This window comes from Pseudomonas sp. DY-1, from assembly GCF_003626975.1.
Taxonomy (GTDB): Bacteria; Pseudomonadota; Gammaproteobacteria; order Pseudomonadales; family Pseudomonadaceae; genus Metapseudomonas.
On record NZ_CP032616.1, the window covers coordinates 3,982,979 to 4,000,914 of the forward strand.

Annotated in this window: 18 protein-coding genes; 12 read left to right on the forward strand and 6 right to left on the reverse strand. The window is 64.5% G+C overall.

All coding sequences use genetic code 11. The features are described from left to right. Positions 1-10: 10 nt before the first annotated feature. On the forward strand, positions 11-703 hold the full coding sequence (mtgA, locus tag D6Z43_RS18805) for a monofunctional biosynthetic peptidoglycan transglycosylase (RefSeq protein WP_120653601.1): 693 nt from the start codon (positions 11-13) through the stop codon (positions 701-703). A gap of 128 nt (positions 704-831) precedes the next feature. On the opposite strand, the gene D6Z43_RS18810 is transcribed toward mtgA, so the two are convergent. From D6Z43_RS18810 to ftsY, 5 genes are all read right to left on the reverse strand, one after another. Beyond that, the gene (locus D6Z43_RS18810; RefSeq protein WP_120653602.1) at positions 832-1,434 is read right to left on the reverse strand and encodes a hypothetical protein; all 603 of its coding nucleotides are present in this window, start codon (positions 1,432-1,434) and stop codon (positions 832-834) included. 60 nt (positions 1,435-1,494) lie between these two features. After that, the gene (rpoH, locus tag D6Z43_RS18815; protein WP_120653603.1) at positions 1,495-2,349 is read right to left on the reverse strand and encodes an RNA polymerase sigma factor RpoH; all 855 of its coding nucleotides are present in this window, start codon (positions 2,347-2,349) and stop codon (positions 1,495-1,497) included. A gap of 113 nt (positions 2,350-2,462) precedes the next feature. Continuing rightward, positions 2,463-3,482, reverse strand: a complete 1,020-nt coding sequence (gene ftsX / locus D6Z43_RS18820; protein WP_120653604.1) for a permease-like cell division protein FtsX — start codon at positions 3,480-3,482, stop codon at positions 2,463-2,465. Next, positions 3,482-4,150 (reverse strand): cell division ATP-binding protein FtsE, encoded by a 669-nt coding sequence (ftsE, locus tag D6Z43_RS18825; RefSeq protein ID WP_069081568.1) that lies wholly within the window; start codon positions 4,148-4,150, stop codon positions 3,482-3,484. Before ftsE ends, ftsX begins: the two co-directional genes overlap by 1 nt. Next, positions 4,147-5,568, reverse strand: a complete 1,422-nt coding sequence (gene ftsY, locus D6Z43_RS18830) for a signal recognition particle-docking protein FtsY (protein ID WP_120653605.1) — start codon at positions 5,566-5,568, stop codon at positions 4,147-4,149. The genes ftsE and ftsY overlap by 4 nt, the downstream gene beginning before the upstream one ends. A 143-nt stretch (positions 5,569-5,711) precedes the next feature. Here ftsY and D6Z43_RS18835 point away from each other — a divergent pair, with 143 nt between their 5' ends. Genes D6Z43_RS18835 through D6Z43_RS18850 form a run of 4 tightly spaced genes read left to right on the forward strand, consistent with a single transcriptional unit; the run spans position 5,712 to position 10,189 of the window. Then, positions 5,712-7,067: a pitrilysin family protein gene (locus D6Z43_RS18835; RefSeq protein WP_120653606.1), complete on the forward strand. Its 1,356-nt coding sequence runs from the start codon at positions 5,712-5,714 to the stop codon at positions 7,065-7,067. Beyond that, positions 7,060-8,547 (forward strand): pitrilysin family protein, encoded by a 1,488-nt coding sequence (locus D6Z43_RS18840; RefSeq protein WP_120653607.1) that lies wholly within the window; start codon positions 7,060-7,062, stop codon positions 8,545-8,547. The genes D6Z43_RS18835 and D6Z43_RS18840 overlap by 8 nt, the downstream gene beginning before the upstream one ends. Further along, positions 8,547-9,164, forward strand: coding sequence for a 16S rRNA (guanine(966)-N(2))-methyltransferase RsmD (gene rsmD, locus D6Z43_RS18845; RefSeq protein WP_120653608.1), 618 nt, complete (start codon positions 8,547-8,549; stop codon positions 9,162-9,164). Before D6Z43_RS18840 ends, rsmD begins: the two co-directional genes overlap by 1 nt. 14 nt (positions 9,165-9,178) lie before the next feature. Next, positions 9,179-10,189, forward strand: a complete 1,011-nt coding sequence (locus tag D6Z43_RS18850) for a hydrolase (protein ID WP_120653609.1) — start codon at positions 9,179-9,181, stop codon at positions 10,187-10,189. 42 nt (positions 10,190-10,231) lie between these two features. On the opposite strand, the gene D6Z43_RS18855 is transcribed toward D6Z43_RS18850, so the two are convergent. After that, positions 10,232-10,897, reverse strand: a complete 666-nt coding sequence (locus D6Z43_RS18855; RefSeq protein WP_120653610.1) for a TetR/AcrR family transcriptional regulator — start codon at positions 10,895-10,897, stop codon at positions 10,232-10,234. Between the two features lie 259 nt (positions 10,898-11,156). Here D6Z43_RS18855 and D6Z43_RS18860 point away from each other — a divergent pair, with 259 nt between their 5' ends. The 7 genes from D6Z43_RS18860 to ggt all read left to right on the forward strand — a co-directional run bounded on the left by D6Z43_RS18860 (position 11,157) and on the right by ggt (position 17,851). Further along, positions 11,157-12,587, forward strand: coding sequence for a coniferyl aldehyde dehydrogenase (locus D6Z43_RS18860; RefSeq protein ID WP_120653611.1), 1,431 nt, complete (start codon positions 11,157-11,159; stop codon positions 12,585-12,587). A 28-nt stretch (positions 12,588-12,615) separates the two neighbouring features. Continuing rightward, the gene (locus D6Z43_RS18865; protein ID WP_120653612.1) at positions 12,616-13,161 is read left to right on the forward strand and encodes a twin-arginine translocation pathway signal protein; all 546 of its coding nucleotides are present in this window, start codon (positions 12,616-12,618) and stop codon (positions 13,159-13,161) included. A gap of 40 nt (positions 13,162-13,201) precedes the next feature. Then, on the forward strand, positions 13,202-14,797 hold the full coding sequence (locus D6Z43_RS18870; RefSeq protein WP_120653613.1) for a GMC family oxidoreductase: 1,596 nt from the start codon (positions 13,202-13,204) through the stop codon (positions 14,795-14,797). 25 nt (positions 14,798-14,822) lie between these two features. Then, the gene (locus D6Z43_RS18875) at positions 14,823-15,206 is read left to right on the forward strand and encodes a phosphopantetheine adenylyltransferase (protein ID WP_120653614.1); all 384 of its coding nucleotides are present in this window, start codon (positions 14,823-14,825) and stop codon (positions 15,204-15,206) included. A gap of 76 nt (positions 15,207-15,282) precedes the next feature. Further along, positions 15,283-15,762: a pantetheine-phosphate adenylyltransferase gene (coaD, locus tag D6Z43_RS18880; RefSeq protein WP_028629060.1), complete on the forward strand. Its 480-nt coding sequence runs from the start codon at positions 15,283-15,285 to the stop codon at positions 15,760-15,762. A 130-nt stretch (positions 15,763-15,892) separates the two neighbouring features. Further along, positions 15,893-16,144, forward strand: a complete 252-nt coding sequence (locus tag D6Z43_RS18885; protein ID WP_028629061.1) for a YfhL family 4Fe-4S dicluster ferredoxin — start codon at positions 15,893-15,895, stop codon at positions 16,142-16,144. 3 nt (positions 16,145-16,147) lie between these two features. Next, complete coding sequence (gene ggt / locus D6Z43_RS18890) at positions 16,148-17,851, forward strand: gamma-glutamyltransferase (protein WP_120653615.1); 1,704 nt, start codon at positions 16,148-16,150, stop codon at positions 17,849-17,851. Positions 17,852-17,936: the final 85 nt, after the last annotated feature.

Here is a 17,936-nt window from a genome sequence, read left to right on the forward strand (position 1 = left end):
CCAAGCCAGAATGTTTCACACGATTCGCCGCAGTCTATTCAAATTGCTGCTCTGGTTCGCGGCGGCGTCCGTGCTGCTGGTGATTCTGTTTCGCTGGGTACCGCCGCCCGGCTCGATGCTGATGGTGGAGCGCAAGATCGAGTCGTGGATCGACGGCAAACCGATCGACGTCAAGCGTGATTGGGTGTCCTGGGATGAACTGCCGGATGACCTGAAGATCGCGGTGATCGCCGCCGAAGACCAGAAGTTTGCCGAACATTGGGGTTTCGATATCCCTGCTATCCGCAAGGCCTTCGCGCACAACGAGCGCGGCGGGTCGATCCGTGGCGCCAGCACCCTCAGCCAGCAGGTGGCGAAGAACGTTTTCCTCTGGTCCGGCCGCAATTGGATCCGCAAGGGTCTGGAGGTCTGGTTTACCGGCCTTATCGAATTGTTCTGGCCGAAGCACCGCATCCTTGAGGTCTATCTGAACAGCGTCGAGTGGGGCAATGGCGTGTTCGGTGCCGAAGCCGCAGCGCGCCAGCACTTCGGTGTCCACGCCACACGCCTATCCCGCCAGCAGGCGGCCTTGCTGGCGGCGGTGCTGCCGAACCCGCGCAAATGGAGCCCTTCCCGGCCGAGCGGCTATGTCGCGACCCGCGCCGGCTGGATTCGCCGACAAATGAGCCAGCTCGGCGGTAGCAGCTACCTGCAACAGCTTTGATGACGGGGCATCGGCGTAGCCTGCGCCAGACCTGCGCGATGCCCAACATCTCCGCCGCCGTGCCTGCTTCGTTGGGCCTGGTTATACGCAGCCACAACTTGTAGAAGCGCTCGAGCTTCAAGCTCCGATCAGTGCTTCATCGCCTCGCGCGGAACCAGATGCAGGAGCTGCACATTGCCTTCCAGCAGATGCGCGCTGAGCCCCTGCTGTGGATAGATCCACGCCTCACCCTCACCGGTACGCAGGCGAAGCCGGGGAGGCCCAATGCTTGCGGCAAGCCGTGCGGCCGACACTTCGGCCATGGGCACCATGTTCAGCACCGATACCCGGTGCCCGCCCAGCTGTTCCAGCATCTCGCCACTCAGGGGCTGCTCGTCAGTGCCTTTTCCGAGGGCCTTGGACAAGCTGTCCCGCTCGCCGTCGCTGAGCTCCAGCTCCCCTTCGAGGCGCCAGACGCCCTCTTCCCGCTCTTGCTTGGTGCGATAGACCAGACGCGGGCCTTCGTCGCGAGGCTGCAACCAAAGCTCCCCCGGTGCCAGTTCGGCTAGTTTCTCCAGAGGCAGGTCACCTTCAGCCATGGGCACGATCACCGACTCCTGCCAATCCACCAGCCAGGGCAGCGGTTCAGCGCGGTCGGACTGCTTGCTCATCCACAGCGCCAGGGAAAAGAACAGCACGGCGACCGAGGCGAACAGCAGCCAATGGCTGGTACGCAGGGATGGCATGGTCATGGCGGTTTTCTCCAGGCAGAAAAAAGCCGCACCGAAGTGCGGCTTTTCCGGGTTTTAGCGTCACGCCTGAATGAAGCCCTTGAGCTTGTTCATGGCGTTCTTCTCCAACTGGCGAATACGCTCGGCGGAGACGTTGTACTTGGCCGCCAGATCGTGCAGCGTCGATTTCTCTTCTGCCAGCCAGCGCTGGTAGAGGATGTCGCGGCTACGCTCATCCAGGCCATCCAGCGCTTCGTGGAGGTTGGCGGTGGAGCTGTCGCTCCAGTCCGCATCTTCCAGCTGACGCGCCGGGTCGTAGCGGTGGTCTTCCAGGTAATGCGCCGGAGCCTGGAAGGCAGCGTCGTCGTCAGCATCTGCCGCCGGGTCGAACGCCATGTCCTGACCGGTCAGCCGGCTTTCCATCTCGCGCACTTCATGGGGCTCGACGCCAAGGGTGTTGGCCACCGCATGGACTTCATCGTTGTTCAGCCAGGTCAGACGCTTCTTCTGGCTACGCAGGTTGAAGAACAACTTACGCTGCGCCTTGGTGGTGGCGACCTTGACGATTCGCCAGTTGCGCAGGATGAACTCATGGATCTCGGCCTTGATCCAATGCACAGCGAAAGACACCAGGCGCACACCCATTTCGGGGTTGAAGCGCTTGACGGCCTTCATCAGGCCGACGTTGCCTTCCTGGATGAGGTCGGCCTGGGCCAGACCGTAGCCGGAATAACTCTTGGCGATGTGTACGACGAAGCGCAGGTGCGCCAACACCATTTGCCGTGCCGCTTCCAGATCTTGTTCATAGAAGAGGCGTTCGGCCAGTTCGCGCTCCTGCTCGACAGTCAGCAGCGGGATGCCGTTGACCGCATGCACGTATGCCTCCAGGTTCGCACCGGGGGCAAGGGCATAGACAGGTTGCAGGGAAGTGGTCATGCGAATCCTCCGATTCACTAAAGCTCGCGCAGTGTAGCACTGGCCTATATGACTGCAAGGGGGTGTAAAAGTTTCCTTACACCCCTCGCAACACCCACAGAAAACGATGGGTTCTAACGCGGCGCCAGCTCACTGAGATGACGGGCCACGGCCAGCCAGGCGCCAATGTAACCCAGCAGGACAGCGCCCAGAAGCAGGGATAGACCATCGGCTAGTGGTACGCCCACCAGGGCGAAGTCGCTGCCGTAGAGACCGGCCAGACGCACCACGGAATCGTTCAGCCAGTCCAGGCCGTAGGCCAGCACCAGCCAGGCCAGCAGGCCCGCACCAGTGCCGTAGAGCGCGCCCATATAAAGGAAGGGACGGCGCACGTAGCTATCGGTCCCGCCCACTAGCTTGATCACCTCGATCTCGGTGCGGCGGTTCTCGATATGCAGACGAATGGTATTACCGATGACCAGCAGCAAGGCCAGGATCAGCAATACCGCCAGGCCGAAGACGAAACGCTCCCCCAGCTTGAGGATCGCCGACAGGCGCTCGACCCAGACCAGGTCCAGCTGCGCCTGCTCGATGCCGGACATTTCCGACAAGCGTTGACGCAGTGCTTCCAGAGCAGCCTTGTCGACTTCCTTGGGCGTCACCAGGATCACACCGGGAAGCGGGTTCTGCGGCAGTTCCTTAAGGGCCTCGCCCAGGCCGGACTGCTGCTGCAGCTCGGCCAGCGCCTGCTCGCGGCTGATCCACTCTGCCTCGGCAACATCCGGCATGCCGGCAATTTCGTCTCGCAGCTTCTGCCCCTGGGACTCGCTGGCATCCATTTTCATGAACAGAGAAATCTGCGCCGCGCGCTGCCAGGACCCACCCAGTCGCTCAACGTTGCTGAGCAGCAGGGACAGCCCCATAGGCAGGCTAAGGGCGATAGCCATCACCAGGCAGGTAAAGAAACTACCAACCGGCTGGCGACCCAGGCGACGCAGGCTGTCCACCAGGCTGGCGCGGTGGCTTTCCAGCCAGGCATGCAGCAGGGTTCTGAAATCCGGGCCGTCGTCGCCTTTCTCCGGCGAATCAACATGCCGGGGCGAGGCCCCTACTCGTTCGGCGGGCTTCGGCGGCGGCATCTGCTTGGCGCTCATCAGACTGCCTCCCCGTCGCCGATCAGGCGGCCGCGTTGCAGGGTGAGCAGACGGTGGCGCATGCGCGCGATCAGCGCCAGATCGTGACTGGCGATCAGCACTGTGGTGCCCAAGCGATTGATGTCCTCGAATACGCCCATGATCTCGGCGGCTAGGCGCGGGTCCAGGTTACCGGTGGGTTCGTCCGCCAGCAGCAGGGCCGGGCGGTGAACGACGGCGCGAGCAATGCCTACTCGCTGCTGCTGACCGGTGGAAAGGTCGGCCGGGTAGAGCTCGGCCTTGTCCGCCAGGGACACGCGTTCCAGCGCCACACTCACCCGCTTGGCGATCTCCGCCTTGGACAGGCCGTGGATCTGCAGCGGCAACGCGACGTTGTCGAACACACTGCGGTCGAACAGCAACTGGTGATTCTGGAACACGACACCAATCTGGCGGCGCAGGAAAGGAATCTGCGAGTTGGTGATGGTCGACAGGTCCTGCCCGGCCAGCAGCAGTTTGCCGGTGGTAGGACGCTCCATTGCCAGCAGCAGACGCAATAGGGTGCTCTTGCCGGCGCCGGAGTGACCGGTGACGAAGAGGAACTCGCCGCGGCGAACGCGGAAGCTCAGTTCGTGCAGGCCAACGTGGCCATTTGGATAGCGTTTGCCGACCTGCTCGAATCGAATCATGCGGACTCCCGCTCAGCGAAGAGGGCCTTCACGAAGGCGTCGGCTTCGAAGGTACGCAGGTCGTCGATGCCTTCGCCCACGCCGATGTAACGGATCGGCAGGCTGAACTGCTTGGCCAGGGCGAAGATCACCCCACCCTTGGCGGTGCCGTCCAGTTTGGTCAGTGCCAGGCCGGACAGGCTGACCGCCTGGTGGAACTGCTTGGCCTGGTTGATGGCGTTCTGCCCGGTACCGGCATCCAGCACCAACAGCACTTCGTGGGGAGCGGTCTCGTCCAGCTTGCCGATCACGCGGCGCACCTTCTTCAGCTCCTCCATCAGGTTGTCCTTGGTGTGCAGGCGACCGGCGGTGTCGGCGATCAACACATCGACACCCCGGGCCTTGGCAGCCTGCACGGCATCGAAGATGACCGAAGCGGAGTCGGCGCCAGTGTGCTGAGCGATTACGGCGATGTTGTTGCGCTCGCCCCAGATCTGCAATTGCTCCACCGCCGCGGCGCGGAAGGTGTCACCGGCGGCCAGCATGACTTTCTTGCCATCGAGCTGCAGCTTCTTGGCCAGCTTGCCGATGGTGGTGGTCTTGCCAACGCCGTTAACGCCGACCACGAGGATTACATAGGGTGAGCAGCCGCTGTCGATCTTCAGCGGCTGCTCGACCGGACGCAGCAGCGCCGCCAGCTCGTCCTGCAAGGCCTTGTAGAGAGCGTCGGCATCGGCCAGCTGCTTGCGCGCGACTTTCTGGGTCAGGCTCTGGACGATGGCGGTGGTGGCTTCCACACCGACATCAGCGGTCAGCAGGCGGGTCTCGATCTCATCCAGCAAGTCGTCGTCGATGGCTTTGCGGCCAAGGAACAGGCTGGCCATGCCTTCGCCGATACTGGCGCTGGTCTTTGACAGGCCCTGCTTGAGACGGGAGAAGAAGCTGGACTTGGCGGGCTCGGCCTGGACGGCGGGAACGGCGGCTGGCTCGACAACCAGAGCGGGGGCGACCACCGGAGTCGGTTGCTCGGCGACAGGTGCAGGTGCAGGTGCAGGTGCAGGTGCAGGTGCAGGTGCAGGTGCAGGTGCAGGTGCAGCAGGCTCGGCGACTACCGGCGCTTCGGCAATAACCGAAGCGGACGCTTCATTTACGACCGGGGCGGGGACCGGCGCGGGCACTTCGACGGGCGCGGGCGCTGACGCCGGGGCTTCGGTAACGATCGGAGCCGGCGCAGTTACCGGCTCAACGACCGGTTGCACGGCCGAAGCAACTTCAGTCGTGGGAGCAGGTGCGGCCGGCGCCTCGGCCTCGACAGGGGCCACCGGTTCCGCCGGAGCGACGGGAGCGGTTTCCTGGGGCTTTTTGCGCAGCCAGCCGAACAAGGATTTCTTTTCCCCGGCCTGGGCCGGAGCTTTCTTGTCGTCGTTGGAACCAAACATGAGTCGATTGCATCTCAAGGGAGCGGCCGTACTGGCTCTATGCCGGCCAGCTTCGCCGCCCCGGGAAAGGATGGGGTATCCTAGCACCTCTTCGCCCGCAGGCGGTACGACCGCCGGGGCCGTCCGACAGGTCAAGAACATCAATGAAAGCCATTGCCCGACAAGCCGCCGGCTTGCTGTACTGCGCTCTCTGTCTGCCCGTTTTGGCTATCGCTGCAGACAATCAGCCCACCCACGAGTTCACCCTGGACAACGGCCTCAAGGTCGTCGTCCGTGAAGACCATCGCGCGCCCGTAGTGGTGTCCCAGCTCTGGTACAAGGTCGGCTCGAGCTACGAAACATCTGGCCAGACCGGCCTCTCCCACGCCCTCGAGCACATGATGTTCAAGGGCAGCCGCAAGCTCGGCCCCGGTGAAGCCTCGCGCATCCTGCGAGAACTCGGCGCCGAAGAAAATGCCTTCACCAGCGACGACTACACCGCCTATTACCAGGTGCTGGCCCGCGACCGCCTGGGCGTCGCATTCGAGTTGGAAGCCGACCGCCTCGCCAGCCTCAAGCTGCCGCCGGAGGAGTTCACCCGCGAGATCGAAGTGATCAAGGAAGAGCGCCGTCTTCGCACAGACGACAAGCCCACTGCCAAGGCCTTCGAGCGCTTCAAGGCAATGGCCTATCCGGCAAGCGGCTACCACATCCCCACCATTGGCTGGATGGCCGACCTCAACCGCATGAAGGTCGAGGAACTGCGCCACTGGTACGAATCCTGGTACGTACCGAACAACGCCACTCTGGTGGTGGTGGGCGATGTCACCCCGGATGAGGTCAGGGGCCTCGCCGAACGCTATTTCGCCAGCATTCCGAAGCGTGATGTGCCGCCCGCGAAGAAACCGCTGGAACTGGCCACCCCTGGGGAGCGTCGCCTCACGCTGCACGTGCGCACCCAGTTGCCGAGCCTGCTCATGGGCTTCAACGTGCCAGGCCTCGCCACCGCCAAGGACGCCCGCCAGGTCCATGCGCTGCGCCTGATCTCCACCCTGCTCGACGGTGGCTACAGTGCCCGTCTGGCCAGCCGGCTGGAACGCGGCGAAGAACTGGTCAGCGGCGCTTCCGCCTGGTATGACGGTTTCCCTCGTGGCGACAGCCTGTTCGTCATCAGCGCGACCCCCAACACGCAGAAGGGCAAGACCCTCGATCAGACCGAGGCCGGCATCTGGCGCCAGCTGGAAGACCTGAAGAACACACCTCCCAGTGCCGAAGAGCTGAAGCGCGTTCGGGCCCAGGCGATTGCCGACCTGGTCTACCAGCGCGACTCCATCACCAGCCAAGCCACCACCATCGGCCAACTGGAAACCGTAGGCCTTTCCTGGAAACTGATGGATCAGGACCTCGCAGCACTCGAGTCCGTGACCCCCGCCGATATCCAGGCCGCCGCCAAGACCTTCTTCACCCGCGACCGCCTTAGCGTCGCCCACATCCTGCCCGAGGAGGCTCGCAATGAGTGAGCGCAACGGCCTGCGTTACGGCCTGCTCGGCCTGGCCCTGATCGTCCTGCTCGGCGTGCTCGGCTTCATCGCCAATCGCCCGGAAACCACCGCCACCGCCGAAACCACCACCCCTGCACCGACCGAGGGGCTGCAATCGCTGGCAGAGCTGGGCAGCAAGGCGCCTAGCCGCCGCAGCCTGGACATCCAGAGCTGGACCACTGCCGAAGGGGCCAAGGTGCTCTTCGTCGCCGCTCCCGAGCTGCCGATGTTCGACCTGCGCCTGACCTTCGCTGCCGGCAGCAGCCAGGACGGCGCTACTTCCGGCCTGGCAACCCTGACCAACGCCATGCTCAACGAGGGCGTGAAAGGCAAGGATGTCACCGCCATCGCCGAGGGCTTCGAGAGCCTGGGCGCGGAGTTCGGCAACGGTGCCTATCGCGACATGGCTATCGCCAGCCTGCGCAGCCTCACCGCCCCCGAGCAGCGCACGCCGGCCCTGGAACTGTTCACCCAGGTAATCGGGGCGCCAACTTTCCCTGAAGACTCCCTGGCGCGAATCAAGAATCAGATGCTCGCTGGCTTCGAGTATCAGAAGCAGAACCCCGGCAAGCTCGCCGGCCTGGAGCTCTTCGAGAAACTCTACGGCCAGCATCCGTACGCGCACTCCAGCGAAGGCGACGCAAAGTCCGTCCCCGGCATTACCGTGGCCCAGATGCGTGCGTTCCACCAAAAGGCCTATGCCGCCGGCAATGTAGTGATCGCCCTGGTCGGCGACCTGTCCCGTGCCGACGCCGAAGCCATTGCCAACCAGGTATCCCGCGCACTGCCGAAGGGCCCGGCCCTGGCCAAACTGCCGGAGCCTGATGTACCCAAACCCGGCCTCAACCACATCGAGTTCCCGTCCAAGCAGACCCACCTGATGCTGGCCCAGCTGGGTATCGACCGGAACGACCCCGATTACGCCGCGCTCTACCTGGGCAACCAGATTCTCGGCGGTGGCGGCTTCGGCACCCGACTGATGGAAGAGGTGCGCGAGAAGCGCGGCCTGACCTACGGCGTCAGCTCCGGCTTTACCGCCATGCAGGTGCGCGGCCCGTTCATGATCGGCCTGCAGACCCGCGCCGAGATGAGCCAGGGCACCCTCAAGCTGATCCAGGACATCGTCCGCCAGTACCTGGCCGACGGCCCGACCCAGAAAGAGCTGGATGATGCCAAGCGCGAGCTGGCGGGCAGCTTCCCACTGTCCACCGCGAGCAATGCCGACATCGTCGGCCAGCTGGGTGCCATCGGCTTCTACAACCTGCCGCTGACCTACCTGGAAGACTTCATGACCAAGGTCCAGGCACTCGATGTCGCCCAGGTGAAGGCCGCCATGGCCAAACATCTGAACCCCGACCAGTTCGTCATCGTCACCGCCGGTCCGACCGTTCCCCAAAAGGACCTGCCGCCGCCCACCGACAAGCCCGCCGAAATGCCCAGCGGCGTACCGGAGCACTGATGCGCAAGCCGACCCCCAGACCCGCCACGCCGAAACACGGCGGCCAGGGCCAACTCCGCATCATCGGCGGCGAATGGCGCTCGCGGCGCTTCGCCTTCCCCAATGGTCCCGGCCTGCGCCCCACTCCCGACCGGGTACGCGAGACGCTGTTCAACTGGCTTGCACCCTATATGGAAGGCGCGCGGGTGCTCGACCCCTTCGCAGGCAGCGGCGCGCTCTATCTGGAGGCACTGTCCCGGGGTGCCGTCGAGGGCCTGGCGCTGGACCTGAACCCCGACTCGGTAGCCGCCTTGCGCGGTCACCTGGAGACGTTGCGCTGCGGCAAGGGCCAACTGCTGCAGAGCGACGCGCTGCGCTACCTGGACACGCAGTCGCCCAGCGTCTTCGACGTCGTTTTCCTCGACCCGCCCTTCAACAAAGACCTGCTGCAACCCGTCTGCGACCTCCTGGAGAGTCGCGGCTGGCTCGCCCCCCGAGCCTGGGTCTATACCGAAAGCGAGAACCCGCCCTCCGCGCTGGGTCTACCGGGTAACTGGCGCCTGCACCGCGAGAAGAAAGCCGGACAGGTGTACTACGCCCTGTGGCAACGCTCGGCCGGGGAAACCTCCGACGCCTGATCGACGGCACGCCGATGAATCAGTTCCATCCGCCAGCGGCCACCCGTGCCGGCTTCCAGCCGGCCTGGTGGTTGCCGGGGCCGCACCTGCAGACCTTGTGGTCGCCCTTTTGTCGCAAGCCACCCCGGCTTTCGCGACATCGGGAGCGCCTGTGGCTGGAAGATGGAGATTTCCTCGACCTGGACTGGCACGGCCCCCACGAAGCCGACGCGCCACTGGTGCTGGCTCTGCATGGACTGACCGGCTCATCCAGCTCGCTGTATGTGCTTGGCCTGCAACAGGAGTTGGCCGCTCGTGGCTGGGCCAGCGTGGCCATCAACTGGCGTGGCTGTTCGGGCGAACCCAACCTGTTGCCCCGCGGCTACCACTCGGGCGTCAGCGAAGACCTGGCCACCACCGTCCAGCACCTGCGCGCCAGCCGTCCACTGGCGCCTCTCTATGCGGTGGGTTATTCGCTGGGCGGCAACGTGCTGCTCAAGTACCTCGGAGAAACGGGTGACGACTGCGGCCTGCAAGGCGCAGTGGCGGTCTCGGTACCTTATCGGCTGGACCAATGTGCCGACCGCATCGCCCTGGGATTCTCACGGGTCTACCAGGCACACTTCATGCGGGAGATGGTGGCCTACGTGAAGAACAAGCAGCGCCTGTTCGCCCACCAGGGCCAGGGCGAGCACCTGTCTACCCTGGAACGGCTCGGTTCACTGGAAAACATGCGTACCTTCTGGGACTTCGACGGCCGCATCACTGCGCCCTTGCATGGTTTCAGCGATGCCCACGACTACTACCGCCGGGCGTCCAGCCGCTACTACCTTGGTGGTGTACGCATTCCCACCCTGCTGATCCAGTCCGTCGACGACCCCTTCGTCTTTCGCCATAGCCTGCCAGAGGCCCATGAGCTTTCGGCCTCGACCCGCATGGAACTGCATGCGCGTGGCGGTCACGTGGGTTTCGTCGAAGGGTCTCCGCAGCAGCCCGCCTATTACCTGGAACGGCGAATTCCGGACTGGCTGGGAAGCTGCCGCTAGGGCTGCTCGCACGTCAGCCGCAAGCAACAGCTGGCTACAACACTAGTTCGGCACTACCTGATCCAACGGCACGTACAGCTTCTCGTATAGCGCCTTGACCGCAGGCTGTGCCTCGGGCGCAAGGTAGCCGCCTTCCAGCGCCAGAACCTGATAAATGCCCCGACGCAGCAGTTCCTGGCTGAGATCGCCGGCATCACCACGGGTGGTGCAGAGGAAGCGCACCCAGGAGGTAACGATGATCCAGCTGTTAAGGGTCAGTGCCTCGACCTGGGCGGGATTCATGCGCAAGATGCCGGCGCCGACGAAGCCGCGGTAGATGGCCTGGGCATGATCCAGACAGCGCTGAGCGAACAGGCGATAGCGCGAGGCAAGCTCGGCATCCGATTCCAGCAGGTGCTCCAGGTCCCGGTGCAGGAAGCGGAAATCCCACATGGCCGCCAGCAGCGACTCGAGGTAGAAGGTCTTGTCCTCCACCGTCACGGGCCGACCTTCCGGCAGGCGCAAGAAGCTATCCACCCTCGCCTCGTACAGTCCGAACAGCTCGGCGATGATCTCCTGCTTGTTGCGGAAGTGGTAATAGAGATTGCCCGGCGACATGCCCAGGTGAGCGGCGATGTGGTTCGTGGTGACGTTACGCTCGCCCTGGGTGTTGAACAGCCCTAGGCTCTCCAGAACGATTCGGTCGCGGGTCTTGGGTCGTGGGGACATCAGGTGGAAATTCCTGCAATCGATGGAACGCGGCGAGCGCTAAAGGTACACCGCAAGGCGCTCCGGAAACACCCGGTGTTACCGGGACCGGGCACGCCCAGCTTTTCGATGGGCTGCCGACGGACGGGCCACAGGGCAAGCTAATTTGACAGATTAGAGCAATTGCTCTAAAAATCCAGCGACATCACAAGAACAGAGCCTTACCGTGTCCGTACAGCGGATGCGAGTGGCTCGTCCGGAGCCGCCGAGGAGCAGCGCCATGGTCGCCGACATCGCTTACCTGCAACAGACTCAACAGCAGATCAGCCAGCTGGAGTCTCTCTTCCAGCGCCAGCGCGAAGCATTTCGCGCCAACCCCATGCCCAGCGCAGCGCAACGCATCCAGTGGCTGAAATCGCTGCGCGAGCTCCTGCTCACCGAGAAGGAAGCCCTGATCGCGGCCATTTCCCAGGACTTCAGCAATCGCGCGGCGGAAGAGACGCTGCTCGCAGAGATCATGCCCAGCCTCCATGGCATCCACTACGTCAGCAAGTGCATCCGCAAATGGATGAAGCCCTCCCGACGCAGCGTCGGCATGGCCTTCCAACCGGCGTCGGCCAAGGTGGTCTACCAGCCCCTGGGCGTCGTCGGCGTCATCGTGCCCTGGAACTATCCCCTGTACCTGGCCATCGGCCCGCTGGTCGGCGCCCTGGCGGCGGGCAACCGGGTAATGATCAAGATGAGCGAATCCACCCCGGCAACTGCCCAGTTGCTCCAGGACCTGCTGGCCCGCGTCTTCCCTGAAGACCTGGTTGCAGTGGTCCAGGGCGAGGCCGAGGTCGGGGTGGCGTTCTCCCGCCAGCCCTTCGACCACCTGCTGTTCACCGGTGCAACCAGCATCGGCAAGCACGTGATGCGCGCGGCCGCCGAGAACCTGACTCCGGTGACCCTGGAACTGGGCGGCAAGTCGCCAGCCATCGTCTCCGCAGACGTGCCCCTGGCCGACGCCGCCGAGCGCATCGCCTTCGGCAAGACCATGAATGCGGGCCAGACCTGCGTGGCCCCGGACTACGTGCTGGTACCGGAAGATCGCATCGACGGCTTCGTCGAGGCCTATCGTCTGGCCGTGAAGGGTTTCTACCCGCAGCTGACCGACAATCCCGACTACACCGCCATCATCAATGAACGCCAGTTGAGCCGCCTCAAGGGCTACCTGGTCGACGCCGAAGCCAAGGGCGCGCGCCTGGTCCCGCTGTTCCCGGAAGCCCAGGGACGCCGCCTGCCGCACACCGTCGTGCTGGGAGCCACCGATGAGATGAAGCTGATGCAGGAGGAGATCTTCGGCCCCCTGCTGCCGATCGTTCCTTATCGCGCCATCGACGATGCCTTCGCCTACATCAACGATCGTCCGCGCCCGCTGGCCCTTTACTACTTCGGCTACGGCAAGGCCGAACAGCAGCGCGTGCTGCACGAGACCCACTCTGGCGGCGTGTGCCTGAACGACACGCTGCTCCATGTGGCTCAGGACGACATGCCGTTCGGCGGCATCGGTCCCTCCGGCATGGGTCACTATCACGGCCATGAAGGTTTCCTCACCTTCAGCAAGGCCAAGTCGGTGTTCATCAAGCAGCGTTTCAATGCCGCGAAGATGATCTATCCGCCCTACGGCAAGGCCATCCAGAAGCTGGTCTATAAACTTTTCGTCCGCTGAACCGGGCCTTCGCAGGCAGATAATAAAAATGAGCGAAACCACCCTCGAAGCGCCGGGGCTATCCCGGCGCAACCTGCTCAAGGTCGGCCTGCTCGGCTCGGCCTTTCTCGCCACCGCCGGTGTGACCGCAAGCCTCACCGGCTGCTCGGCCAGCGTTCCCGCAGGTGGCTTTGCCGTGCTCCGTGAGTCCGACCTGCCCTTCCTGCGCGCGCTGGTGCCAGTGATGCTGGACGGCGCCGTGCCGGCCCAAGGCATGCCGACGGCGGTGGATGGTGCCCTGCAAAGCCTGGATTACGCCCTGCATCGCCTGTCCCCGGAAATGCTCAAGCTGACCATGCAACTGTTCGATGTGCTCGCGCTACCGGTCACCCGTGGCCCGCTGACGGGCGTCTGGGGCAGTTGGGAGAAGGCCAGCGCCCAGCACGTCCATGACTTCCTCACGCGCTGGGAAAACAGCTCCATCGGCCTGTTGAAGATGGGCCACGCGTCCCTGCTGCAACTGGTGATGATGGCCTGGTACGGCAGGCCGGAGTCCTGGGCGCACTGCGGCTACCCCGGCCCGCCCAGCGTGTGATCCACGCCGATAACGACAAGAACTCGCTCGAGACCCTGACATGCCTGTACCCGATCTGTTCGCCGAAGGCCTTGCCCGCGGCTGGAAAACCCACAACGGCTCGCGCCTGGAGCAGGACCTGACGCTGGAGGCCGACGTCGCGATCGTCGGCAGCGGCGCCGGCGGAGGTACCACCGCGGAAATTCTCAGCGCGGCAGGCTTCAAGGTATTGCTGATCGAGGAAGGCCCGCTCAAGACCAGCTCCGACTTCAAGATGCAAGAGGCCGAGGCCTACCCGAGCCTGTACCAGGAAGGCATTGGCCGCATGACCAAGGATGGCGCCATCACCATCCTCCAGGGTCGCGCCGTGGGCGGCACCACCTTGGTGAACTGGACGTCCAGCTTCCGTACTCCGGACCTGACGCTGGAGCACTGGGCCAGCGAACACGGCGTAAAGGGCCTGTCGGTGGCCGAGATGGCGCCTTGGTTCGAGAAGATGGAGCAACGCCTTGGCGTCGCGCCCTGGGCAATTCCGCCAAACCCGAACAACGATGTGATCCGCCTCGGCTGCGAAAAACTCGGGCTGCACTGGAAGGTGATTCCACGCAACGTGCGCGGCTGCTGGAACCTCGGTTACTGCGGCATGGGCTGCCCGACCAACGCCAAGCAGTCGATGCTGGTCACCACCATTCCAGCCACCCTGGAGAAGGGCGGCGAGTTGCTCTATCTGGCCCGAGCGGAAAAGCTGCTGATCGAGGGAGACAAGGTCACCGGCATCGAATGCCTTGGCCTGGACGAGCGCTGCGTGGCACCCAATGGCCGCAAGATCACCGTCAAGGCGCGCCACTATGTGCTTTCCGGCGGTGGCATCAACACCCCGGGCCTGCTTCTGCGCTCCAACGCACCGGACCCGCACGGCCGCGTCGGAAAGCGCACATTCCTGCACGTTGTGAACTTCTCCGCGGCGCAGTTCGACCGGGTGATCAACCCCTTCTACGGCGCGCCGCAGTCGATCTACTCAGACCATTACCAGTGGGATGACGGCGCCACCGGACGCATGTCCTACAAGCTCGAAGTGCCGCCACTGCAACCGGCGCTCACCAGCACCCTCCTGGGTCGTTTTGGCGTCGACAACGCACTGCGCATGGAACAGCTACCGCACACCAACGTGATGCTTGCCCTGATGCGCGACGGTTTCCACCCGGACAGCGCCGAGGGCTCGGTGGTACTGCGCGGCGACGGCAGCCCGGTGCTCGACTACCGCATGACCGACTACACCTGGGACGGCATTCGCCGGGCATTCCACGTCATGGCCGAGATCCAGTTTGCCGCTGGCGCACGCGCCGTCCTCCCCATGCACAATGACGCCGACTACGTGAAGACTCTGGCCGAAGCCCGCAGCCTGATCGACAACCTGCCGCTGGAGCTCTACCGCACCCGTCTTGGCAGCGCCCACGTGATGGGCGGCTGCGCCATGGGTGAGGACCCGAAGCTGGCAGTGACCGACAGCCAGGGCCGCCACCACCAGTTGGCCAACCTGTCGATCCACGACGGCTCGCTGTTCCCCACCAGCATCGGCGCCAATCCCCAGCTCTCGGTCTATGGCCTGACGGCGAAGCTGGCCAGCGCGCTGGCCGGGCGGATAGGCAAGGCGTGACGGGCTACCGCTCGAGGACAAAACCATGGACAAGCTCATCTCCGCGCTGCTGATCGTCGCCGGCATCATTCACCTGCTACCGATCAGCGGCCTGCTCGGGGCTGAACGACTCGCGGCGCTCTATGGCCTGTCGTTCAGCGAACCCAACCTGCTGATCCTGATGCGCCACCGCGCGGTGCTCTTCGGGCTGCTCGGCGCGCTGCTCGTCTGGGCCGCCTTTCGTCCGTCGCTGCAACCGGCGGCCATGCTGGGCGGGCTGGTAAGCGTGTTGTCGTTCCTCCTGCTGGCCTGGCTCACGCCGGGCTACAACGCCGCGCTACGCAAGGTGGTGATCGCCGACTGGGTAGCCTTGGTCTGCCTGGCATTGGCCATCGTGATCTGGCTGGTGCGCCGGCCGGCTGCGACCTGATGAGCGCACTTCTTGGCCGCGGGGTTTCGCTGCGCTACCATCCGATTCCCTTTCGGTCCCCTGCCAGGACGTCGCGATGAACCGAGTGTTGTATCCGGGCACTTTCGACCCCATCACCAAGGGTCATGGCGATCTGATCGAACGCGCCTCGCGCCTGTTCGATACCGTGATCATCGCCGTTGCCGCGAGCCCGAAGAAGAATCCGCTGTTCAGCCTGGAGCAGCGTGTGGAGCTGGCGCGCGAAGTCACCAAACACCTGCCGAACGTCGAAGTGGTGGGCTTCTCCACCCTGCTGGCGCATTTCGTCAAGGAGCAGAACGCCAATGTCTTCCTGCGTGGCCTGCGCGCGGTATCCGACTTCGAGTACGAATTCCAACTGGCCAACATGAACCGCCAGTTGGCGCCGGATGTGGAGAGCATGTTCCTCACCCCGTCGGAACGGTATTCCTTCATCTCCTCCACCCTGGTACGTGAAATAGCGGCCCTGGGCGGCGATATCAGCAAGTTCGTCCATCCGGCCGTCGCGGCGGCATTGGCCGAGCGTTTCAAGCGCTGATACTGAAGGCTCGCCAGGGCCGGCCCTGAACCGTGGCGATCGGCGCGTGCGCCGATCGCGGCAATCCGGCACAATTCCGCTATTTTCTGTTCAAGGCCGCCGCTGCCTGGCGACGGCAGGAGTTGTTCCCATGTCCCTCAAGATCACCGACGACTGCATCAATTGCGACGTCTGCGAACCCGAGTGCCCGAATGGCGCGATCTCCCAGGGCGAAGAGATCTACGTGATCGATCCCAACCTGTGCACCGAATGCGTCGGCCACTACGACGAACCCCAGTGCCAACAGGTCTGCCCCGTCGATTGCATTCCGCTCGACGAAACCCATGTCGAAAGCAAGGATGAGCTGATGCAGAAGTACCTGAAGCTCACCGGCAAGGCCTGACCCATGGGCCGCCCGGTACGCGGCTCCTATCGTGGCGCGTTGCTGGCGTCGCTGCTTCTGCTCGCGGGCATTTCCCAAGCTGCCGAGCCTGGCCGCGCGGCAGTCGCCACGCCGCATCCGTCAGCCACCGTGGCAGGCCTGGAAACCCTGGCCCAGGGCGGCAACGCCTTCGATGCCGCTGTGGCCATCAGCGCCGCCCTGGCAGTCGCCGAACCTTACGGTTCAGGCCTGGGCGGCGGTGGATTCTTCCTGCTCCGTCAGGGGGGCGAAAAACCCGCCTACCGCTTCCTCGATGCCCGCGAACGCGCGCCGCTGGCCGCGAACGCGCGCCTGTACGTCCGCGACGGAAAGGTCGATCCGGCCCTGTCCCTGGACGGCCCGCTGGCCGCCGCAATTCCCGGCCTGCCTGCCGCCCTCGTGGACCTCGCCAGCCGCTACGGCCGCCTGCCGCTGGCCGACAGCCTGACACCGGCCATCCGCCTGGCTCGCGACGGCATTTCGGTGGATCGCATCTACCGCGAACGCGCCTCCTGGCGGCTGTCGTCCATGCGCGACGACCGGGAGACGGCGCGCCTGTTCCTCGACCACAAGGGTGAAATCCCGGAGGAATTCAGCCTGCTGCGCCAGCCGGAACTGGGCAACACCCTCGAGCGCATCGCCCGTTATGGCAAGGCCGGGTTCTATAGCGGCCCCACCGCGGAGAAGCTGGTGCAAGGTGTGAACGCCGCCGGCGGCATCTGGAGCCTGCGCGACCTGGCCGAATACCAGACCGTGGAACGCCAGCCGATTCGCTTCCGCCTTGCCGATGGCCGTGAGCTGATCGGCGCCCCGCCGCCCTCGGCCGGCGGCATCGCCCTGGCCCAGAGCCTGGCCATGCTGCAGGAACTGCCGTGGCGCAAGGCCGACCGCGTACAGCGCACCCACTACGTGGTAGAGGTACTGCGCCGCGCGTACCGCGACCGTGGGCTGCTCGGCGATCCGGATTTCGTCGCGACTCCACAGGCCCGGCTGCTCGATGCCGGCTACCTGAAAGACCTCGCCAAAGGTATCGATGCCCGCCGTGCTACCCCGAGCAGCAGCCTGCCGCCATCACCGCCGTGGCGCGAGGGTGACCACACCACTCACTTCGCAGTCATCGACAAGGATGGCAACGCAGTGGCCGCCACCCTGTCCATCAACCTGCCCTTCGGCGCCGCCTTCACCGTGCCCGGCACCGGCGTGTTGCTGAACGACGAGATGGACGACTTCGCCGCGAACCCCGAAGGTGCCAACGCCTATGGACTCGCCGCCAGCCAGGCCAATGCTGTGGGTTCGGGAAAACGCCCACTGTCGTCCATGAGCCCGACCTTCATCGAGAGCGAAGAGGAGTTCGCCGCGTTCGGCACTCCAGGTGGCAGCCGGATTCCCAGCATGGTGCTGTTGTCGGTGCTGGAGTACCTGGACGGTCAGCCAGTGAACCGCTGGCCGGCGGTGGCGCGCTATCACCACCAGTACCTGCCGGACCAGATCGAGCACGAGCCCGGCGCCTTCAGCAGCAGCGAAATCGCCGAACTGCGCGCCCGCGGCTACAGCCTCAAGCCGCTGGAACGCAACTACGGCAATCAGCAGGTGCTGTTCTGGAACAAGGCCAAGGGCAACCTCGAAGCCGCCAGCGATCCGCGCGGGCTGGGCCTCTCTGAAATACTCGAAATCGAGCAGATCAAGTAGGAGCGAATTCATTCGCCCCTACTGTAGGTTGGCGCCGAGTCCGCGAGGCCCAACACGCAAGGCCGAGGCCTGGCATCGTTAGGCT